Raw genomic sequence first — 18,201 nt, forward strand, 5'->3', positions numbered from 1 at the left:
AAAGATCCACTCCTCCATCCGTATTGGTAAATAAGTTTATTTGAAACTGACAGACAAATCGGCTGCAATTTCAAAATGAGCGTCTGTAATTGACCGTAATTGACCGAGTGTGAGTTCCGGATCCTTCTCTACCAGAATGAGCTGACCATCCGCTACTTGAAAAACTGCCTTCTCGGTGATAATCAAATCTGCCTTTCGCAAGCCGGTGCGGGGATAGGTCAGGGTCTTGACCAGTTTAGGATCCCCGTTTTTTGTTTGATGAGTTAAAGTGACAATCACTTTTTTTGCCCCCGCCAGTAAATCCATGGCTCCCCCCACACCTAATATTCTTTGTCCAGGAACGGCCCAATTGGCTATCTCCCCGCTTTGATCCACTTGCAAGGCCCCCAGGACCGCGACATCCACATGCCCTCCCCTGATCATGGCAAACGCGTCAGCGCTGTCGAACAAGGATGCACCAGGCAGCATGGAAACAGGCTTTTTACTGGCACTGATCAGATCCATATCAATCTTTTCCTCAGGGGGAGTGGGGCCCATGCCGAGCAACCCATTTTCCGATTGCAAATACACCTGTTTTTTTCCCAAATAATCCGGAATCAATGTGGGAATTCCGACTCCTAAATTAACGATGTCCCCTTCCCTTAATTCCTGAGCGACTCGCTTGGCAATTTTAATGCGTGGATCCTGTTCATGATGGGACAACATATTTCCCTCCTTTCTTCACATAGCGATTCCGCACAACCACATCCACATACACATGGGGTGTCACCACTTCTTCAGGATGGAACGTTCCCGTTTCCACAATCTCGTCTACCTCGGCAATCACCAGATCTGCTGCGGTGGCCATGGCAGGATTAAAATTTCTTGCTGTCCGGTGATAAACCAAATTGCCCAGTTTGTCTGCCTTGGCTGCCTTAATCAGGGCCACATCCCCTTTCAGGGGCTTTTGAAACAAATACCATTCACCATCAATTTCCCTCACCTCTTTCCCTTCCGCCAGTTTGGTTCCAACGGCCGTTTTGGTGTAAAATCCACCCAGTCCCGCGCCACCGGCTCGAATGGCCTCAGCCAGCGTACCTTGTGGAATCAGCTCAATTTCCAATTCACCTCTGGACCAGGCTGCAACGGCATCCCGGTTGGTTGTAAAATAGGATCCAATCGCCTTCTTTAACTGCCCCGAAAGGAGTAATTTTCCCAGCCCCCTTCCTTCTTCGCCCAGATTGTTACTGATTACGGTCAATTCCTTAGCATGATGATGGGTTAATGCATCAAGCAACGTCAGTGGCGTTCCCGACAGCCCAAAACCGCCAACAAGCACTGTATCACCAGATTTGATCAATTTGACCGCTTCGTCAGCTTTTTTGTACTTATTCACAACCTCACCCCCGGCATACCTTGTTTTGAATACACCCTGTTATCTGCTCATTCATGGTTATTTATTTGCAATCATCATGCCAATATATCCTAAAATTCGTTTGTTTTTAAATCTACTGACTTTAATGTGATTATATTAAACAACCCTCACTTTCATTCCGATGCAAACTTTCATCAACACTTGCTGTATTGCATCAAAAAAATAAGCCGGGCATTCATCCCGGATCCATTTTCTCCAGATTTGGATCATACTCTGTCCTCTATGATTTTAATGAACGGTTATTCCTGATTTGAATATAATGAATACACCCAGGGCTTACGAAGAGATCATTCCCTTACTATTGTGGCTCTCTGGGGCTTATGACACTATAAGGGGAGAAAAAACGCGCAATGGATGTCTTTTTAAACGGTATGGTTTTTAGCCTTTTTGCCTTATTTTTGCTTTCATCGTTACAGAAGATCGTTCATCTCCGCCATTTTTTAGACACCGTTACAGCATACAACATTTTGCCCCAGTCCATAGCCCGGGTTGCTGGTGCACTCATCCCTTTTCTGGAGCTGGCCGGGGCAATTTTGCTCACTTCAGCAAAAACAATGATGTACGGCGCTACCATCCTCATTTTTTTGTTGTTGTCTTTTTTGTTTGCAGTTGTGCAAGTGATAAAAACTAAACGGAACGTCATCTGCGGCTGTTACGGGCGTTTTTTGGAGGCACAGGCCGATCTGTTTACTTTGGTGAAAATCTTTGTACTGCTTATTTTAACATTCGTCGTCATCCTAACCCCACCAAATGATGCCGCTGTATATACCCCTTTGTCGGTCAGCATCGGCCTCTTTCTGACCGGTATGATTTTACTTTGTCAAAAAATATGGACACACCATCAACACACCATGCGCATCTTAAGAAGCACAAAATAGAGGTGGACTGTGATGGACCAGGTATTATTATACTCCAACATTCTTTTATGGCTGACTCAGGCCGTCGTTTTCTTTTCGCTGTTCTTGCTTTTCAGGCAGTTTGGTGAGGTTTACTTAAGTACAGGGGAAGGCATTTCCAGAGACGGGATTCCAATCGGCGACACCATCCCGCAGTTTCAAGGGGTTTCTTATCCTGCTGGAAAGGTGACAACACCAATCCAACAGTATGATAAACCCACCCTGCTTGCTTTTGTCTCGCCAAGATGTAAGGCCTGTGAACAGCTGCTGCCCGCATGGAACGCAGCCCATGAAGCTTTTCATGATCGGATTCATTTTGTGATAATCGGGCTGGGAGAGAAGGAAGAATTTGAACGGTGGCTGATGGACCGGACGCTGCAGGGGCAACTTGTCCTTGATCCCGGCAGACACATTTTCTCTTTGTGTAAGGTGCGGGTCACCCCGTTTGCTTTTATCATCGATGAACAGGGTGTTGTGCGGGGCAAAGGGTTATGCAATCACGAGGGTCATCTTAAAACATTGCTCAGCACTCTTGAAGGTGAGCCGAGGGATGGCATGATTGACAGGGAGACCAGTGATCATACGTCGGAAAATAAACCTGCGGGTTGAGAAAGGAACGAAAAGCCGTGTTTGACCTGTTTCGAGGTGAAAAAACGGACCGCCTGGCCAGGGTTGTTGCTGAACATACGGCACGCAGCGTACACAATAAAGCATTGTTTGAAGGTGTGTTCAACACTTTGATCCGTTTTGCAACCAACCCGTTTAACGTCCGCTCTGTGTCCACTGAGTGGTGTGAGGTATGGTATTCAGCAGGGGATTGCTATTTTCCCTATGGCCAAGGAACATGTGCCGCCTGCAGGGAAGATGCCCCCTGCCCTGATGGTTATCAGCTGTCCTTTGCTTATGATTATACTTCCACAGGCTGCTGGTGTGTCGCTCAATCCCCCTATATCACCAAAATTTGCTGCGACTGCACCCCTCACTGGAACAATCCTTATGTACGGCATCCTTTAGATTGCCAATGCAGCCAAACCGTCTATCATGAGGTGTAATGCGATGCTCAGTGAATATATACTGCTTGCTTTGGCTCTAATAGCTGGAAGCTCCAAAATCTGCACCTTGTGAGGGGTCAATGTGACGCTTGCCGTCTTACCCCTCGGTGAGGAGGACAGATGGAAATTAATTTTAAAAAGATACGCCGTCTACATGCTCATCGCTCTATTAGGCGGAGGGATAGCGGGTTTTTGTATAACGGCGTTAATTTTTCTTTTGACCTTTTGGTTCCCTGCCCCCTTTAAGTTGCTTATTGTGCTGCTCCTTGGTATGCTGTTTATTTTGTATGAATTTAAAGTGATCCGCTTGAATCTGCCCCAGTTTAAATGGCAGATTCCTGCTTCCTGGCTTAGGGCCTCCCAAACAAAAAATATGATGGTATGGGGTTTCATATTGGGGGCAGGTTTTTTCACGTATGTGCCCTATACGACGTTTTATATGCTGTACGTGTACATCGGGATTTTTGAGCAACCTTACTCCGGACTGTTGTTTGGGATGGTCTATGGGCTGAGCCGGACACTGCCGACATTGGCGATCGTCCTGTTGAGAAAAATGAACATGTTGTCCGACGAACAGCTGATCAAAAGGATGTGGAGAGCCAAGAATGCCATTCATGCTGTCAATGGTGTCATGCTCATCATCGTTATCTTTCACTTGATGATGACACAGATTTAATCTATCTAACAGCGGGGGCTATTATGCTTTGGGACCCCCGGCCACATACAGGACCTGGCCGTTAACAAACGAAGCCTCTTCTGAGGCAAAGAATAAGGCGGCGTAGGCAATATCCTCAGGCTTGCCAGACCTTCCTACTGGAATCGATTGAATGGCCATTTGCCTGAACTGCTCAAAGTCTACCCCCACTCTGGCAGCGGTTGCTTTTGTCATCTCTGTCTCAATAAAACCAGGTGCGATGGCATTGCAGGTGATGCCAAATTTACCAAGTTCAATGGCCAAGGTTTTGGTAAACCCCTGCAAACCAGCTTTGGCCGTGGCATAATTGGCCTGGCCCCTGTTTCCCAAGGCTGACGTGGAGGAGAGATTGATGATTCTCCCATACTTTTGTTCCACCATATATTTTTGCGCAGCCCGGCTGCAATAAAAGGCTCCTTTTAAATGGACATCCATCACTTGCTCCCAGTCTTCATCCGTCATTTTAAATAACAGGTTATCGCGGATAATGCCTGCGTTATTAACCAGGATATCCAGGCGCCCCCACATACTGACAATGCTGTCCACCGTTTTTTCCACCTGACTGCGGTCTGTCACATCACAGCGCAAAGCCATCACCGTCAATCCTTCGTTCTCCAGTTCCTGCCCGGCAGCCTGCACCAGTTCCTCATTGATATCCGCCAGACACACTTTCGCCCCTTCCTGGGCCAAACGGGTGGCAATCGCTTTGCCGATTCCCCGGCTGGCCCCCGTTACTAAAGCTACTCTGTTTTCCAAACGCATGTCTTTCTCTCCCTTCTATCACTCTCTGTACCGTTAAGTTAAATGAGCATCTCTAGGCAAACTTGATCTCGCCACGCAACACTGTTTTCAAGACCTTTCCGCTTGCGTTTCTGGGCAAGGCAGCGATAAATTCCACCTCAGCCGGAACTTTATATTTGGCCAAGCGCTCCCGGCAGTAATCTATAATACTTTCCTCACTGATGCTTTGCCCTTTTTTTAACACCACGTACGCTTTGGGCACTTCACCGTACACTTTATGGGGAATGCCCACCACCGCGGCCTCCAAAATCTCCGGAATTTCAAACAGGACTTCCTCAATCTCTACGGGATATACATTTTCTCCGCCACGGATAATCATGTCCTTTTTGCGGTCCACGATATACAAAAGGCCGTCTTCATCCAGGCGGCCCAAATCCCCGCTGTACAGCCACCCGTCTTTTATCGCTTCTTGAGTCGCCTCAGGATTATACAAGTATCCCTTCATCACGTGGGGTCCTTTAACAATAATTTCACCGACCTCTCCAACAGGCACATCTTGGCCGTGCTCATCAACCACCCTCACTTCGCAATTGGGCAGGGGTTCCCCCACAGAGCCGATTTTTTCGAGGGCATAGTGGTCTTTTAATGTGGTGGCTCCGGGAGCATTTTCCGTCTGGCCGTAACAGTTTTGCACTTTGGCCTGGGGAAACCGCTGCTTCACCTTTTTGACCAATTCATACGGCATTGGAGCTGCCCCATAAGTCAGGAGACGCAAGTGAGGCACTTCCACTTGCTCAATCTCCGGTTCGTTTAACAGCAGTGTGTACATGGCCGGCACTCCGAAAAAGACCGTCACCTTTTGCTCTGCCATGGTTTTCGGAGACTGTTTGGGGCTGAAACCAGGCTCGATCACCAGGGTACCTCCGGCATATATGGTGGGCAACATAAACACGTGACTGGCCGCACAGTGAAAGAGCGGCGCCACGATGTGCACCCGGTCCTGAGGGGTTAACTTAAATGCAGTGGCCCACATGTCACTGACGGACACACAATTGCGGTGGGTCAACATCACTCCTTTGGGCCGCCCAGTGGTCCCCGAAGTGTAAAAAATAACGGCTACATCCTCCTCCGTCCCATCCTTTGTGTCATATGAGTCGGTATACTGACTAAGAATCGCCTCCAAAGCAGGATCAGAGTCACCGGGCTCGAGAACTAGATACTCTTCCACATCATTCAGCTCTGGACGCAACTGATTGACAACATCAAGATATTGGCTGCTGTAGAGCAATCCCTTTGCTTTGGAATGATTTAAAATATATTCAATTTCCCGGGCTGCCAGTCTGGTGTTCACGGGCAAAACGGTATACCCGCCCAGCTGGCAAGCAAAGTAGGCCACCATAAACCGGTCGCAATTAGGGAGCAGCAGAGCCAGAATATCCCCTTTCTCAAAACCGTTTTCCTGGAGATAGGCCGCTAAACTTTGTGACTGTTCATACAATTGGGCATACGTTGTGTCGCGTCCCTCAAACACACTAACCAGTTGCTGTGGGGTTTCTTGGGCGTAACGACGCAATATATCTCCGGTTAACATTTTTACTTCTCCTCCCTTTATTTGTTTATGTTTTAATATTATTAAAATATTCATTCATTTCAGTGTATAAAACAATTGCTTAGTATAACTATATGACACCATGTGGGCCAATTAACTCCCAATCCCCGGTTCTTTGGCGATGATGGTTTTAATAATCTCATTGGTTCCTGCAGAAACAGTGGCCAAGCGGATTTCCTGCATCAATGTAATCGCACCCATCCCAAGAATCATGGAAGCCTGAGAAAAAAGAGCCCACCCTGACAAATAAGTGTGCAGGATGGGTGATTATACTTGTTGGATCTAACTCCTTCGGTGTAGATGTTATGAATCAAGGAACTTCTTAATGGCATAAATGGTGGTATCCCTGTTCAGGGCCGCGATGGATGTAGTCAAAGGAATCCCTTTCGGACAAGATTGAACACAGTTTTGGGAGTTGCCGCATTCCTGCAGCCCGCCTTCACCCATAATGGCTTCCAGGCGCTCCTCCTTATTCATTTCTCCTGTTGGGTGCGCATTAAACAGGCGAACCTGACTTAAGGGGGCCGGGCCAATAAAGGATGACTTGCTGTTCACGTTCGGGCAGGCTTCCAAACAGACACCGCAGGTCATGCACTTGGACAGCTCATAGGCCCACTGCCGTTTGGTTTCCGGCATGCGGGGACCGGGCCCCAGATCATAGGTGCCGTCAATGGGAATCCAGGCCTTGACCCGTTTCAGGGCGTCAAACATGCGGGAACGGTTCACCACAAGGTCCCGTTCAACAGGGAAAGTGGACATAGGCTCCAGACGGATTGGCTGCTCCAGCTTATCCACAAGAGCTGTACAGGCCTGGCGGGCTTTACCGTTAATCACCATAGAGCAAGCCCCGCACACTTCTTCCAGACAATTGGCTTCCCAAGCCACAGGGGTTGTTTTTTCCCCTTTAGCGTTGACCGGGTTACGCTGAATCTCCATGAGACAAGAAATAATATTCATGTTGGGACGTTTCTCTAATTCAAACTCTTCTTCATACGGGGTGCTATCCGGTTTATCCTGACGTTTAATAATCAGCTTGACCGTTTCCTTACTCATTTTTGTACTGTCGCCTCCTTCGCTTTGGTGTAGTCGCGCTTCCGCGGCTTAATCAGCGACACATCGACGTCTTCATACTCAAAGCGAGGCCCTTGGGCAGACTCATCATAGAAGGCCTTGGTTGTTTTCAACCATTCTTCGTCATTCCGGTCAGGGAATTCCGGCTTGTAGTGAGCTCCCCGGCTCTCATTACGGTTTAAAGCGCCGATGGTAATCACTCGGGCCAGCTCAAACATATTCCACAGCTGACGGATGAAGGAGGCACCTTGGTTGTTCCATTTAGCCGTATCATTGACGTTAATGTTTTTATAGCGTTCCATAAGCTCCTTTATTTTCTCATCCGTTTCTTTCAGGCGGTCATTATAGCGGACAACTGTGACGTTATCAGTCATCCATTGCCCCAGCTCTTTATGCAGCACGTAGGCATTTTCATTGCCGTCCATCTTCAGGATGTTCTCATATTTCTCCTGTTGTCTCTTCAGCTCGCTGTCAAAAATGGTGGAGGACACATCCTCAGAGGACTGTTGCAATCCGTTCATATACTCGATCGCTTTAGGCCCAGCTACCATACCTCCAAAGATACAGGATAACAAAGAGTTGGCTCCCAGACGGTTAGCACCGTGATACTGGTAGTCCACTTCGCCACAGGCAAACAGGCCGGGAATATTGGTCATTTGATCATAGTCAACCCACAAGCCGCCCATGGAATAGTGAACAGCAGGGAAGATTTTCATCGGTACTTTGCGCGGGTCATCCCCCATGAACTTCTCGTAGATTTCAATAATACCGCCCAGTTTAATATCCAGCTCTTTAGGATCCTTGTGAGAGAGATCCAGATAAACCATGTTTTCCCCGTTAATACCCAGCTTCAGATCGACACAAACGTGGAAAATCTCGCGAGTGGCAATGTCACGGGGCACGAGGTTACCATAGGCCGGATACTTTTCTTCCAGGAAGTACCATGGTTTACCATCTTTATCATAGGTCCAGACACGTCCACCCTCACCACGGGCAGATTCAGACATTAAGCGCAACTTATCGTCCCCAGGGATAGCCGTCGGGTGGACTTGAATAAACTCACCGTTGGCGTAACAAGCCCCTTGCTGATATACTGCACTGGCTGCTGTTCCGGTATTAATCATGGAGTTGGTCGATTTACCAAAAATAATACCCGGTCCTCCAGTAGCCAAAATGACGGCATCAGCCCGGAATGCTCTGATTTCAGAGCTCTTTAAATCTTGAGCCACAATGCCGCGGCAGACACGGTCTTCATCAATGACAGCAGATAAAAACTCCCAACCTTCATATTTGGTGACAAGCCCGTTCACTTCCCAGCGGCGCACTTGCTCATCGAGCGCATACAACAGCTGCTGGCCGGTTGTTGCACCGGCAAATGCTGTCCGATGATGCCTTGTCCCACCGAAGCGGCGAAAATCCAACAACCCTTCTGATGTACGGTTAAACATGACGCCCATGCGGTCCATCAAATGGATAATGCCAGGCGCGGCTTCACACATGGCTTTAACCGGTGGTTGGTTAGCCAAAAAGTCTCCTCCGTATACTGTATCGTCAAAGTGTTCCCATGGGGAGTCACCCTCACCTTTGGTGTTGACGGCCCCATTGATCCCACCTTGGGCACAAACGGAGTGAGAACGTTTAACTGGCACGATGGAGAACAGATCGACAGGCACACCGGCTTCAGCCACTTTAATTGTTGCCATCAAGCCGGCTAAGCCACCACCGACAACAATCACTTTACGTTTACTCAAGCTTAACTCACCCCTTTAAAATACTGTTTACAATGCCGATTTCGATTGGTTTACACTCGGTACATACATGTGCTTCAGTGACGAACAACTGTTCATTGACTTATGACAAGGAAGCAAATTCAAACACAATTATGCTTCCGCCAATAGCCAGAATGACAAACACAAGCATCCATACGTATGTAGAGATGCGCTGTGCTTTAGGCCCAACCGTAATCCCCCACGTCACACAGAAAGACCACATGCCATTCGCAAAGTGAAACGCTGCAGAGACAACCCCAATAATATAAATGGCAAACATCACCGGGCTGGATAAAATGTCAATCATCATCTGGGCGTTTACCTCTGCTCCAAAAGCAGCAGCTACACGGGTTTCCCATACGTGCCAGGCAATAAAAATGATCAAGATAACACCTGTCAGCCGCTGCAAAAAGAACATTGTATTACGGAAAAAGCCATAATTCAAAACATTTGGTTTGGCTTGATAAGCGATGTACAAGCCGTAAATCCCGTGGTACAACAAGGGGATAAAAATAAAAAAGGCTTCCAGAAAGTAACGGAGCGGTAAATTTTCCATAAATTGTGCGGCCCTGTTAAATGATTCCGTCCCGTACAGAATGTAATGGTTGACAAACAAGTGCTGCAGCAAGAAAATACCAAGCGGAATGACACCTAGCAAAGAGTGAAGTTTACGGTTAAAATAATGACCTTTTGCTGCCATTTGACGGTCCCCCCTTCAACAACTGAGTCAATAATCTGTCACAAATTTTATTTTACTCCTTCTCAGGACAAGCGTCAAGAAAACGGTCTCACAGTCAGTTTGCTCCCTCTTAACGGCCACCCACTGGGTGAGCAAAGCAAGCTCACCCGGCATTTCCTCCAACTAACCAATAATAATGCGTTCCTTAGGATAATGATACCGCTGTTTGGTTTCTGTCTTCTTCATGGAGAACAACAGTGCCACCAGTCCGATTCGACCGATAAACATTAGCACCATCAAGATCAATTGGCTGAGGGGAGCAAGATCTGGTGTGATTCCCATAGATAACCCGCAAGTCCCAAAAGCGGAACTGACCTCGAAAATAATGGCCACCAAGTCAATGTTGTTGTCCTGCTCAATAGCTGAGATGAACAAAATGGCCAGGAACAGACCGGCGACAAATACTGACAAGACGATGAAAGCTTTGCGAATATCTTCCTGGTGCAATTCCCGTCCAAAGACATGGACATGCTGTTTGCCCTGGGCAAAGGCCCGAATCGTTAAGAACATGACCGCCAAGGTGGTGGTGCGGATCCCGCCACCTACACTGGATGGACTGGCTCCAATGATCATTAAACCAGAGATTAAGAGCAAGGTGGCCACTCCATACTGGGCAATATCCATGGTGGCCAACCCGGCACTTCTGGCTGTGACAGAGTTAAACAGGGAAAAAAACAGCTGCTGGTGCCACTCCATACCTGCATAATAGTGGCCCTGTTCCAAAAGCCAGATAGAAACGGCTCCAAAAATCAGCAAGACAAAATAGGTTGTCACTGCCACTTTGGTGAACAATGAAAAGCGATAGCGGCTATGTTTGCCGCTTAAATACTCTTTCAGTTCCACCAAAACGGGAAAACCGATGGCCCCGGCAACAATCAGCAGCATCGTCACGACTTGCACAAAATAATCATAGGCAAAGGGGATTAAAGACTGTCCCGTAATATCAAATCCGGCATTGGTAAAGGCTGTCAAACTGGCAAAGCCCCCTTGCAAAAAAGCTTCGTACCAAGGATCAAAGTAGTTCAGATAGTATGTACCTAACACAACAGCGCCAATGCTTTCAATTAATATGGCAATCCCCAGCATATTTTTCATCAGGTGGACCAGACCGGAAAATTTAAGTTGATTCTGATCTACCATAATTAGCATGCGCTGGGACAAATTGATTTTCCGCCCCATGACCAGCCAGACAAACGTCCCCAAGGACATAATGCCAATACCACCCAGCTGGATAATGACAGCCAATACGCCGATGCCAAACAAACTGAATGAATCTGCTGTACTGACCACCGTTAACCCTGTCACAGTAATCGCACTTGTCGCTGTAAACAGTGCTTCCATCAACGTTAAGTTGACTCCTGGTTTTTGAGAAACAGGCAAATACAAGAGAACAGTGCCAATCAGGATTAAAACAGCATAAGCAAGTATAATTACTCGAAATGGTGACAAAAACTGATTGAGTTTCATTCTAAAAACCCCCAACTTTCTCCTTTTCCTAGTATGATAATTTTCTGGACGTATATCAAGTGATTTTTGTGCATATAGTGAATTAACACGATCTTGTCCGACCTGGAGATGATGAGGAGAGGAGATTGGGTATGAACAAATTGTTTGCTCATCCTTATGACGAACCGGATCATGAGCTGGTTAAAATGAAGGGCCAAGCCATCCCTCTGATCAGCTACCATCTCATCCGTGACCAGTTGCTGCCCATGATTACCGGGGAGTATCAAAGTGTCATACTATACTGGGCAGGAAAAGATTTGGCCCAGCAGTTTAAGCCGCCAAACCTAAACAGCTTGACTCATCTGTTTCTCGAGTTTGGCTGGGGAGAGTTAAGCTTGGAACAAAACCAGCCTCGCCTGAAAACGTTCCGTTTGACTTCTCCTTTCTTTAACCAGCGTCAAATTGAGAAAAATCAATCTACCTTCTCCCTGGAGTGCGGTTTTTTAACTGAAGCCTTGGCCCAACTTGAGAATAAAGATGCTGAAGGGGAGTATGAACTGGTTCAAAAGAAGCAAGATGTCACGGTTCAGTTTCAGGTTTATTTGGAGGAAAAACAGGCAGAAAAGAAAGGAACATCTTCTGCCTGAACAGGTGTTCCTTTCTTTGAACCTCTTATTTGATGTAATGTTTTAATTTTTAATTGGTTGCTGAAACTTTGTCAGCGACACGGTCTAGCCCGAACGCAGCATGCAGTGTTTGTACTGCCTTCACCATATCCTTGTGTGGCACCACGCAGGAAACCTTAATTTCGGATGTAGATACCATTTTAATCTCGATGCCAGCCTCAGCCAGGCTCTGGAACATTTGAGCAGCCACCCCGGGGTTAGAGATCATACCCGCGCCGACAATGGATACTTTGGCCATATCCCGCTCATAAACAATATCTTCATAGTTCAGCTGTGCCTTGTGATCGTCCAGCACTTGCAAGGCTTTGTCCAGATCATCCGTATCCAGGGAGAAAGAAATATTGGTTTGCTCCTCTCCCTGGATATTTTGATTGATAATAATATCAACATTAATGTGATACTCGGCCAACAAGTTAAACAGGCGGGATAATACTCCAATCTCGTTTTTCAACCCCTTGACCGTCACCTTGGTCACCTGATCATCATGGGCCACACCATGCACCACTTTACCTGTTTCCATTACTGCTTCCTCCTTCACTTCTGTTCCTTCCACCGCTTCAAAACTTGACCGGACCATCAGCTTAACCTGATAATTCTTGGCACACTCCACAGCCCGCGGATGCAAGACGCCTGCTCCCAAATTGGCCAGTTCAAGCATCTCATCATAGCTGATTTGTTTTAACTGGGCAGCCGCAGGCACAATGCGCGGATCGGCCGTAAAGACACCGGTTACATCTGTATAAATGTCGCAGCGGTCAGCTCCCAGGGCAGCTGCCAGGGCCACCGCCGTGGTATCAGAACCTCCCCTGCCCAGCGTGGTAATCTGGCCGTCAGCGGTAATGCCCTGGAACCCAGCAACCACAACCACTTTGCCTTCCTCCACATAACCCAGGACGTTTTGCTTCTCAATATCTAAAATGCGTGCATTTTGATGAACATCTTCCGTGTGGATGCCGGCCTGCCAGCCGGTTAAGGAGACGGCCTCCAACCCCAATTCATGTAAAGCCATGCTTAACAAGGCAATAGAGACCTGTTCACCTGTAGTCAGGAGCATATCCATTTCCCGCGGAGAAGGCCGCTTGGTGATCTGGCGGGCCATATCAACCAGCTGATCAGTCGACTTGCCCATGGCTGAGACCACCACGACCAATTTGTTGCCATTGTCCACTTCCTGTTTAATCAGGTTGGCCACATGTTGAATACGCTCAACAGACCCAACTGATGTACCGCCAAATTTTTGTACGATTAACCCCATAAATCTCGTTCCATTCCCTTCTAATATTTTTTATCCTTGACCTGACTGTTCTTTAGCGGATTGTTGGACCCCTTGGAGGTGGTCCAAAATAGTACGGGCCAGCTTTTCACTAATCCCTGCCCCTTTAAAATCAGCGATCGTGGCTTCTTTCATTTTTTTAACAGAACCGAAATGTTGCAACAAGCGCTGCTTACGTTTAGGACCAACCCCCGGTATATCGTCCAACACCGAATGAAACATATTTTTCTGGCGCATTTGCCGGTGAAAGGAGAGGGCAAAGCGGTGGACCTCATCCTGAATACGTTGCAACAGGTAAAATTCGGGACGATCCCGCTTGATCGACACCGGTTCGGGCGGTGATCCAAACAAGAGCTCTGCGGTACGGTGCTTCTCATCTTTGGCCAGACCAGAAACAGGAATGTCCAAGCCCAGTTCATTTTCCAGCACATCCTGAGCTGCACCCATTTGCCCTTTTCCTCCGTCCACGATAATCAGATCAGGCAATGGAAGATTTTCCTTTAACAGGCGGGTATAGCGCCTTCTGATCACTTCCCGCATCGATTCATAGTCGTCCGGCCCCTGGACTGAACGGATTTTATACTTGCGGTATTCATGTTTAGCCGGTTTACCATTGATAAAGGCCACCATGGCCGCCACCGCATGAGTGCCTTGGATGTTGGAATTGTCAAACGCTTCGATCCGGCGTAAGGGACCAATGCCCAGCTGTTGGCCCAGATTAAGAGCGGCGGTGATGGTTCTTTCTTCGTCCCGTTCCAGCAGCTCAAATCTTTCCTTGAGCGCCGATTGTGCATTGGTCGTAGCCATCTGCAACAAATCCCGCTTGATGCCTCTTTTGGGCGTATGCACTTTAATTTTCAGCCATTCAGACAACAGTTCCCCGTCAATGACCTCCGGAACCAGGATCTCCTTGGGCAGCACATGCTCCTTTTCAAAGTAAAATTGACCGATAAATGAAAGCAGTGCTTCAGCCACATCATCTGTGTAGAAAGGAAACATGGACACTTCCCGCTCAATCAGTTTGCCTTTGCGGACGAAAAAGACCTGCACACACAGCCAGCCCTTATCAAAGGCATAACCGAACACATCCCGGTCCGTATGATCGTTGATGGTAATACTCTGTTTAGCAATGACCGCTTCAATATGCCTGATCAGATCACGCAACTCTTTGGCCCGCTCGAAATTTAGCTCTTCTGCCGCCTTTTCCATCTCTGCCTTCAATTCTCTGATCAGCTGCTCATGTCCTCCATTAAGGAAACGGACAATATCCTTTGTCATCTGTTCGTACTGCTCAGGGTCTACCTTAAACTCGCAGGGTGCCACACATTGACCCATGTGGTAGTACAGACATACCCGGTCAGGGATTGTTCGGCACTTGCGCAGCGGATAGAGGCGGTCCAAGAGACGCTTCACTTCACGGGCCGATCCCACATTGGTATACGGGCCAAAATATTTGCTGCCATCTTTTTTAATCCGGCGGGTCACTTCCAACCGGGGATGTTTCTCCTTGGTCAAGCGGATATAAGGATAAGTTTTATCATCTTTTAAAAGTACGTTATAGCGTGGGTTGTACTTTTTGATCAAGTTGCACTCCAAGAGCAAGGCTTCCACCGGGCTGGAGGTAATGATATATTCAAAATCGGCAATTTCACTGACCATTTTTTGGGTTTTACCGTCATGACTGCCGGTAAAGTAGGAACGCACCCGGTTTTTTAACACCTTGGCTTTACCCACATAGATGACTTCATCTTGCTCATCTTTCATCATATAAACACCGGGCTTCTCAGGAAGCAGAGATAATTTTTCTTGTAATACCGTCATTGTATACTACCCCTTTGATGCATGGAGGGTACACCTTAACTTTTTATTATAACGGAGACATAAACGGAAAGCCAGTTCCTTTTTCCTGCCAAAGTATGTTCCGACTGGCAAGGTCAAGGGACTGGCTTATGACTCAGCGAATTTAACGCTAAGAGCGCTTGATTGTGTTCAGTTTAGAGATGAGCGTTCAGTTTTTCAAGCAAAGCATCTTTGGGTTGGAAGCCCACCCATTTATCCACCACTTCGTTGTCCTTGAACAACAGCAGAGTAGGAATGCTCATCACGCCAAACTGGGAGGCAGTTTCCGGGTTTTCATCCACATTCACTTTGACAATTTTTACTTTATCGCCCAGCTCCTGATCCAGCTCTTCCAGGACAGGGGCAATCATTTTGCAAGGGCCACACCAAGGTGCCCAAAAGTCAACCAGAACAGTTCCATTCTCCACTTCAGACTTAAAATTTTGATCAGTCGCATTGACAATCGCCATTGTGTATAACCTCCTTTTTGGGAAAAGAGTTACAACTAAAGTATCCATCATTTGCAGCGCACCGATACGTTGATTATATCATTAACTGCTCGTCTGTTCCAAGATTTTGCCCAGTGTGATGCTCACACCTTGCTATAGCCTGAGGGACAAGAGGCACAACACCATAAAAAACCTCTTGCCAGGCCAATCGTTTGTACTATATAGTTCAATTGTAGGCAACATAAATTTAGAAATGATGCATGGAGGAACCTGAATGAAAGGTTGGATTTTGTACAAAGAAACGGCCAATGCCAAGCCCGAAACCTATGAAATTAACCGCTTCATCGAAGAAGCCGAAGATCAAGGCATCGATATAGATGTGTTAAGTCCCGACCAGTTTGAGTTGATCGTCACCCAGGATGACCGTAAAAGCGTGCTGGTTAACGGTGAAGTTTCTCCCTTGCCTGATTTTTTGATCCCCCGCATGGGAGCAGGCACTACGTATTTTGCCCTGGCTGTGATTCGCCATCTGGAGCGGCTGGGCGTCTTAACCATTAACTCGGCCCAAAGCATTGACACAGTCAAGGACAAGCTGTTTACCCATCAAATTCTGGCTCAGCATAATCTGCCTGTACCCAAAACAATGTTAGCCAAATATCCCGTTAACGTAGATCTGGTCGAGAAAAAGCTGGGCTTTCCTGTGGTGGTTAAAACCTTGTCCGGTTCCCAAGGCAGCGGGGTATTTCTTTCCGAAACCAAGGCTAACTTCGCCGACTTGATGGAATTTATCAATACCAACAAAAACAAGGCCAATATCATTTTACAGGAGTTTATCAAAAGCAGCCACGGCCGTGATCTGCGCGTGATCACCATTGGCGGCAGGGTGGTGGCCTGCATGCAGCGCATCTCCAAAACTGGGGACTTCAAAGCCAACTACTCCCGGGGTGGCCATGTAGAACCCTATCCGTTTTCTCCTGAGATCGAGTGGCTGGCCCTGGAGACCTCACGCATCTTAGGCCTGGACATTGCCGGTATTGACCTCTTGTTTGACGGTGATCATTTTAAAATCTGCGAAGCCAATTCCGCTCCCGGATTTGAAGGCATCGAGCGGTGTTGTGACGTGAATATCGCCAAAGAGATTTACCAGTTTATCCGCGTCCGTTTGGGGTTGCATTAACTGTTGGTTTTGTGCAACTACAGATTTACAAACGTTTGTTCTGATGTTATGCTGGTATTAGTGAGTCAGTCACCAAAGCGATCGCCTCTTAATAATAATCCTAAAGGAGGCCTCCCCATGGCTGAAGAGTTGCAAACGATGCTTCGCACACTTCTGCGTGAAGAACTGACCCCCATTCACACCGAACTGACCAAGATCAACACCAGGCTGGACAGTTTGCAAAAACGTATGGACAATCTGGAACACAGAATGGATCAGCTTGAGCAAAGAATGGACAGCTTGGAACGCAGAATGGACCAGCTTGAAGCCAGAATGGACAACCTGGAGAGCAGAATGGATAGCCTGGAGGGCAGAGTTGACCAACTGGAGGGAAGGCTCACCGCCGTGGAAAGTAACATGGCCACCAAAGAAGATGTGGCCGAATTGCCAGCTATCCGTCAAGCCGTATTAGAAACCAGCGAACGGCTGAGAAAAATGGAGGAAGCCCGTGAGCAGGAGAAACAGATGTTAAATTTGCTGTCCAGACGTTCCCTGGAACACGAAGCTAAATTTGAGCACATGAAGGAGCACTTTGCCCAGTTAGCTCTATGATGAATCCCATATTTCGCGCGGCTTCAGATACAAAAAATCTTTTTTAGCAGGAATTTCTTCTTGAATAGCCAAGTTCTACAGTAGTAAGAACAGATGAGGGTGATATCAGTGTCCAAATCGGCTATGGAAATTCCTGCTTTTCGTGTTTTTTATGTGGGCGCCGCCCCAGTCATTCGCCAGTTGATTGATGCAATGGGGCTCATTGAGCGCATCGACCGACGTTCGCCGGTCAAAAAAGAAGATTGCAAGCTTTCCGTCGGCATCAGGATAGCTGCTCTCATCATCAACCAATTGACTGAACGACGAGCCCTGTACAAAGTCGAAGAATTTATCGTGAACAAGACGTTGAACTGTTGCTCGGACCAGGCGTACAGGCATCTGACCTTAATGATGATGCACTCGCCCGGGCCTTGGATACCCTTTACAAAATCGGGTTGCAAGACATTTATTGGGAAGCGGTGCAAGGGGTTCAACAAGCAGCTGGAGACCTAACCTTGGACCGCCTGCACTTTGATACCACTTCTTTCGTTTACTACGGCTCTTCCAAAGTGGGAGAAGACGTGTTGAACATCACCCGGGGATATTCCAAAGACCATCGTCCAGACTTGCCTCAAATTAAGTTTGGGCTGGAGCCCCCCTGAAGGGGTGCCCATTTATGGTAAGTTTTAGACGGGAATCAAGACGATAAAACATGGAATCTAGACGTGATCCAATCTCTTGAACGCAGGTTCTCGCCGGAACAATTAGCCAACGCC

The 18,201-nt window shown here is 47.5% G+C and carries 18 protein-coding genes and 1 pseudogene; 8 read left to right on the plus strand and 11 right to left on the minus strand.

The window, feature by feature from the left end:
• Window positions 1-36: 36 nt before the first annotated feature.
• Window positions 37-705, minus strand: a complete 669-nt coding sequence (locus J2S00_RS17575; protein WP_370875896.1) for a 3-oxoacid CoA-transferase subunit B — start codon at window positions 703-705, stop codon at window positions 37-39.
• On the minus strand, window positions 689-1,375 hold the full coding sequence (locus J2S00_RS17580; RefSeq protein WP_307342909.1) for a CoA transferase subunit A: 687 nt from the start codon (window positions 1,373-1,375) through the stop codon (window positions 689-691). Before J2S00_RS17580 ends, J2S00_RS17575 begins: the two co-directional genes overlap by 17 nt.
• A gap of 389 nt (window positions 1,376-1,764) precedes the next feature.
• Here J2S00_RS17580 and J2S00_RS17585 point away from each other — a divergent pair, with 389 nt between their 5' ends.
• The 4 genes from J2S00_RS17585 (at window position 1,765) to J2S00_RS17600 (ending at window position 4,038) form a co-directional block, all read left to right on the plus strand.
• Window positions 1,765-2,292 (plus strand): MauE/DoxX family redox-associated membrane protein, encoded by a 528-nt coding sequence (locus J2S00_RS17585; RefSeq protein ID WP_307342911.1) that lies wholly within the window; start codon window positions 1,765-1,767, stop codon window positions 2,290-2,292.
• 12 nt (window positions 2,293-2,304) lie between these two features.
• Window positions 2,305-2,919: a TlpA family protein disulfide reductase gene (locus J2S00_RS17590; protein WP_307342914.1), complete on the plus strand. Its 615-nt coding sequence runs from the start codon at window positions 2,305-2,307 to the stop codon at window positions 2,917-2,919.
• A complete protein-coding gene (locus J2S00_RS17595; RefSeq protein ID WP_307342917.1) occupies window positions 2,916-3,362 on the plus strand; it encodes a hypothetical protein in 447 nt (148 codons plus the stop codon). The genes J2S00_RS17590 and J2S00_RS17595 overlap by 4 nt, the downstream gene beginning before the upstream one ends.
• A 217-nt stretch (window positions 3,363-3,579) precedes the next feature.
• Entirely contained in the window at window positions 3,580-4,038 is a 459-nt protein-coding gene (locus tag J2S00_RS17600) for a hypothetical protein (protein WP_307342920.1), read from the plus strand.
• A 21-nt stretch (window positions 4,039-4,059) separates the two neighbouring features.
• On the opposite strand, the gene fabG is transcribed toward J2S00_RS17600, so the two are convergent.
• The 6 genes from fabG to J2S00_RS17630 form a co-directional block, all read right to left on the minus strand.
• The gene (fabG, locus tag J2S00_RS17605) at window positions 4,060-4,818 is read right to left on the minus strand and encodes a 3-oxoacyl-ACP reductase FabG (protein ID WP_307342923.1); all 759 of its coding nucleotides are present in this window, start codon (window positions 4,816-4,818) and stop codon (window positions 4,060-4,062) included.
• A 52-nt stretch (window positions 4,819-4,870) separates the two neighbouring features.
• Window positions 4,871-6,388 (minus strand): class I adenylate-forming enzyme family protein, encoded by a 1,518-nt coding sequence (locus J2S00_RS17610; protein WP_307342926.1) that lies wholly within the window; start codon window positions 6,386-6,388, stop codon window positions 4,871-4,873.
• Between the two features lie 321 nt (window positions 6,389-6,709).
• Window positions 6,710-7,459, minus strand: a complete 750-nt coding sequence (sdhB, locus tag J2S00_RS17615; protein ID WP_307342929.1) for a succinate dehydrogenase iron-sulfur subunit — start codon at window positions 7,457-7,459, stop codon at window positions 6,710-6,712.
• Window positions 7,456-9,228, minus strand: a complete 1,773-nt coding sequence (sdhA, locus tag J2S00_RS17620; protein ID WP_307342932.1) for a succinate dehydrogenase flavoprotein subunit — start codon at window positions 9,226-9,228, stop codon at window positions 7,456-7,458. Before sdhA ends, sdhB begins: the two co-directional genes overlap by 4 nt.
• A 100-nt stretch (window positions 9,229-9,328) precedes the next feature.
• Window positions 9,329-9,946 carry a succinate dehydrogenase cytochrome b558 subunit gene (locus J2S00_RS17625; protein WP_307342935.1) on the minus strand — a complete coding sequence of 206 codons (618 nt, stop codon included), beginning with the start codon at window positions 9,944-9,946 and terminating at the stop codon, window positions 9,329-9,331.
• A 162-nt stretch (window positions 9,947-10,108) separates the two neighbouring features.
• The gene (locus J2S00_RS17630; RefSeq protein WP_307342938.1) at window positions 10,109-11,452 is read right to left on the minus strand and encodes a TrkH family potassium uptake protein; all 1,344 of its coding nucleotides are present in this window, start codon (window positions 11,450-11,452) and stop codon (window positions 10,109-10,111) included.
• Between the two features lie 131 nt (window positions 11,453-11,583).
• Between J2S00_RS17630 and J2S00_RS17635 the strand changes: the two genes are divergently transcribed.
• Window positions 11,584-12,078, plus strand: coding sequence for a DUF2507 domain-containing protein (locus J2S00_RS17635; RefSeq protein WP_307342941.1), 495 nt, complete (start codon window positions 11,584-11,586; stop codon window positions 12,076-12,078).
• 49 nt (window positions 12,079-12,127) lie between these two features.
• Here the strand turns inward: J2S00_RS17635 and J2S00_RS17640 are convergent, their stop codons facing one another.
• From J2S00_RS17640 to trxA, 3 genes are all read right to left on the minus strand, one after another.
• Window positions 12,128-13,372 (minus strand): aspartate kinase, encoded by a 1,245-nt coding sequence (locus J2S00_RS17640; protein WP_307342943.1) that lies wholly within the window; start codon window positions 13,370-13,372, stop codon window positions 12,128-12,130.
• A 30-nt stretch (window positions 13,373-13,402) separates the two neighbouring features.
• The gene (uvrC, locus tag J2S00_RS17645; protein ID WP_307342946.1) at window positions 13,403-15,211 is read right to left on the minus strand and encodes an excinuclease ABC subunit UvrC; all 1,809 of its coding nucleotides are present in this window, start codon (window positions 15,209-15,211) and stop codon (window positions 13,403-13,405) included.
• Window positions 15,212-15,384: 173 nt separating this feature from the next.
• Window positions 15,385-15,699: a thioredoxin gene (gene trxA / locus J2S00_RS17650; protein WP_307342949.1), complete on the minus strand. Its 315-nt coding sequence runs from the start codon at window positions 15,697-15,699 to the stop codon at window positions 15,385-15,387.
• Between the two features lie 253 nt (window positions 15,700-15,952).
• Between trxA and J2S00_RS17655 the strand changes: the two genes are divergently transcribed.
• The 3 genes and pseudogenes from J2S00_RS17655 to J2S00_RS20050 all read left to right on the plus strand — a co-directional run.
• The gene (locus tag J2S00_RS17655; RefSeq protein WP_307342952.1) at window positions 15,953-16,855 is read left to right on the plus strand and encodes an ATP-grasp domain-containing protein; all 903 of its coding nucleotides are present in this window, start codon (window positions 15,953-15,955) and stop codon (window positions 16,853-16,855) included.
• A gap of 117 nt (window positions 16,856-16,972) precedes the next feature.
• Complete coding sequence (locus tag J2S00_RS17660) at window positions 16,973-17,446, plus strand: hypothetical protein (protein WP_307342954.1); 474 nt, start codon at window positions 16,973-16,975, stop codon at window positions 17,444-17,446.
• A 108-nt stretch (window positions 17,447-17,554) separates the two neighbouring features.
• Window positions 17,555-18,201 (plus strand): annotated as a pseudogene (locus J2S00_RS20050) (IS1634 family transposase); the annotation flags it as partial.

Source organism: Caldalkalibacillus uzonensis, assembly GCF_030814135.1.
Taxonomy (GTDB): domain Bacteria; phylum Bacillota; class Bacilli; order Caldalkalibacillales; family Caldalkalibacillaceae; genus Caldalkalibacillus; species Caldalkalibacillus uzonensis.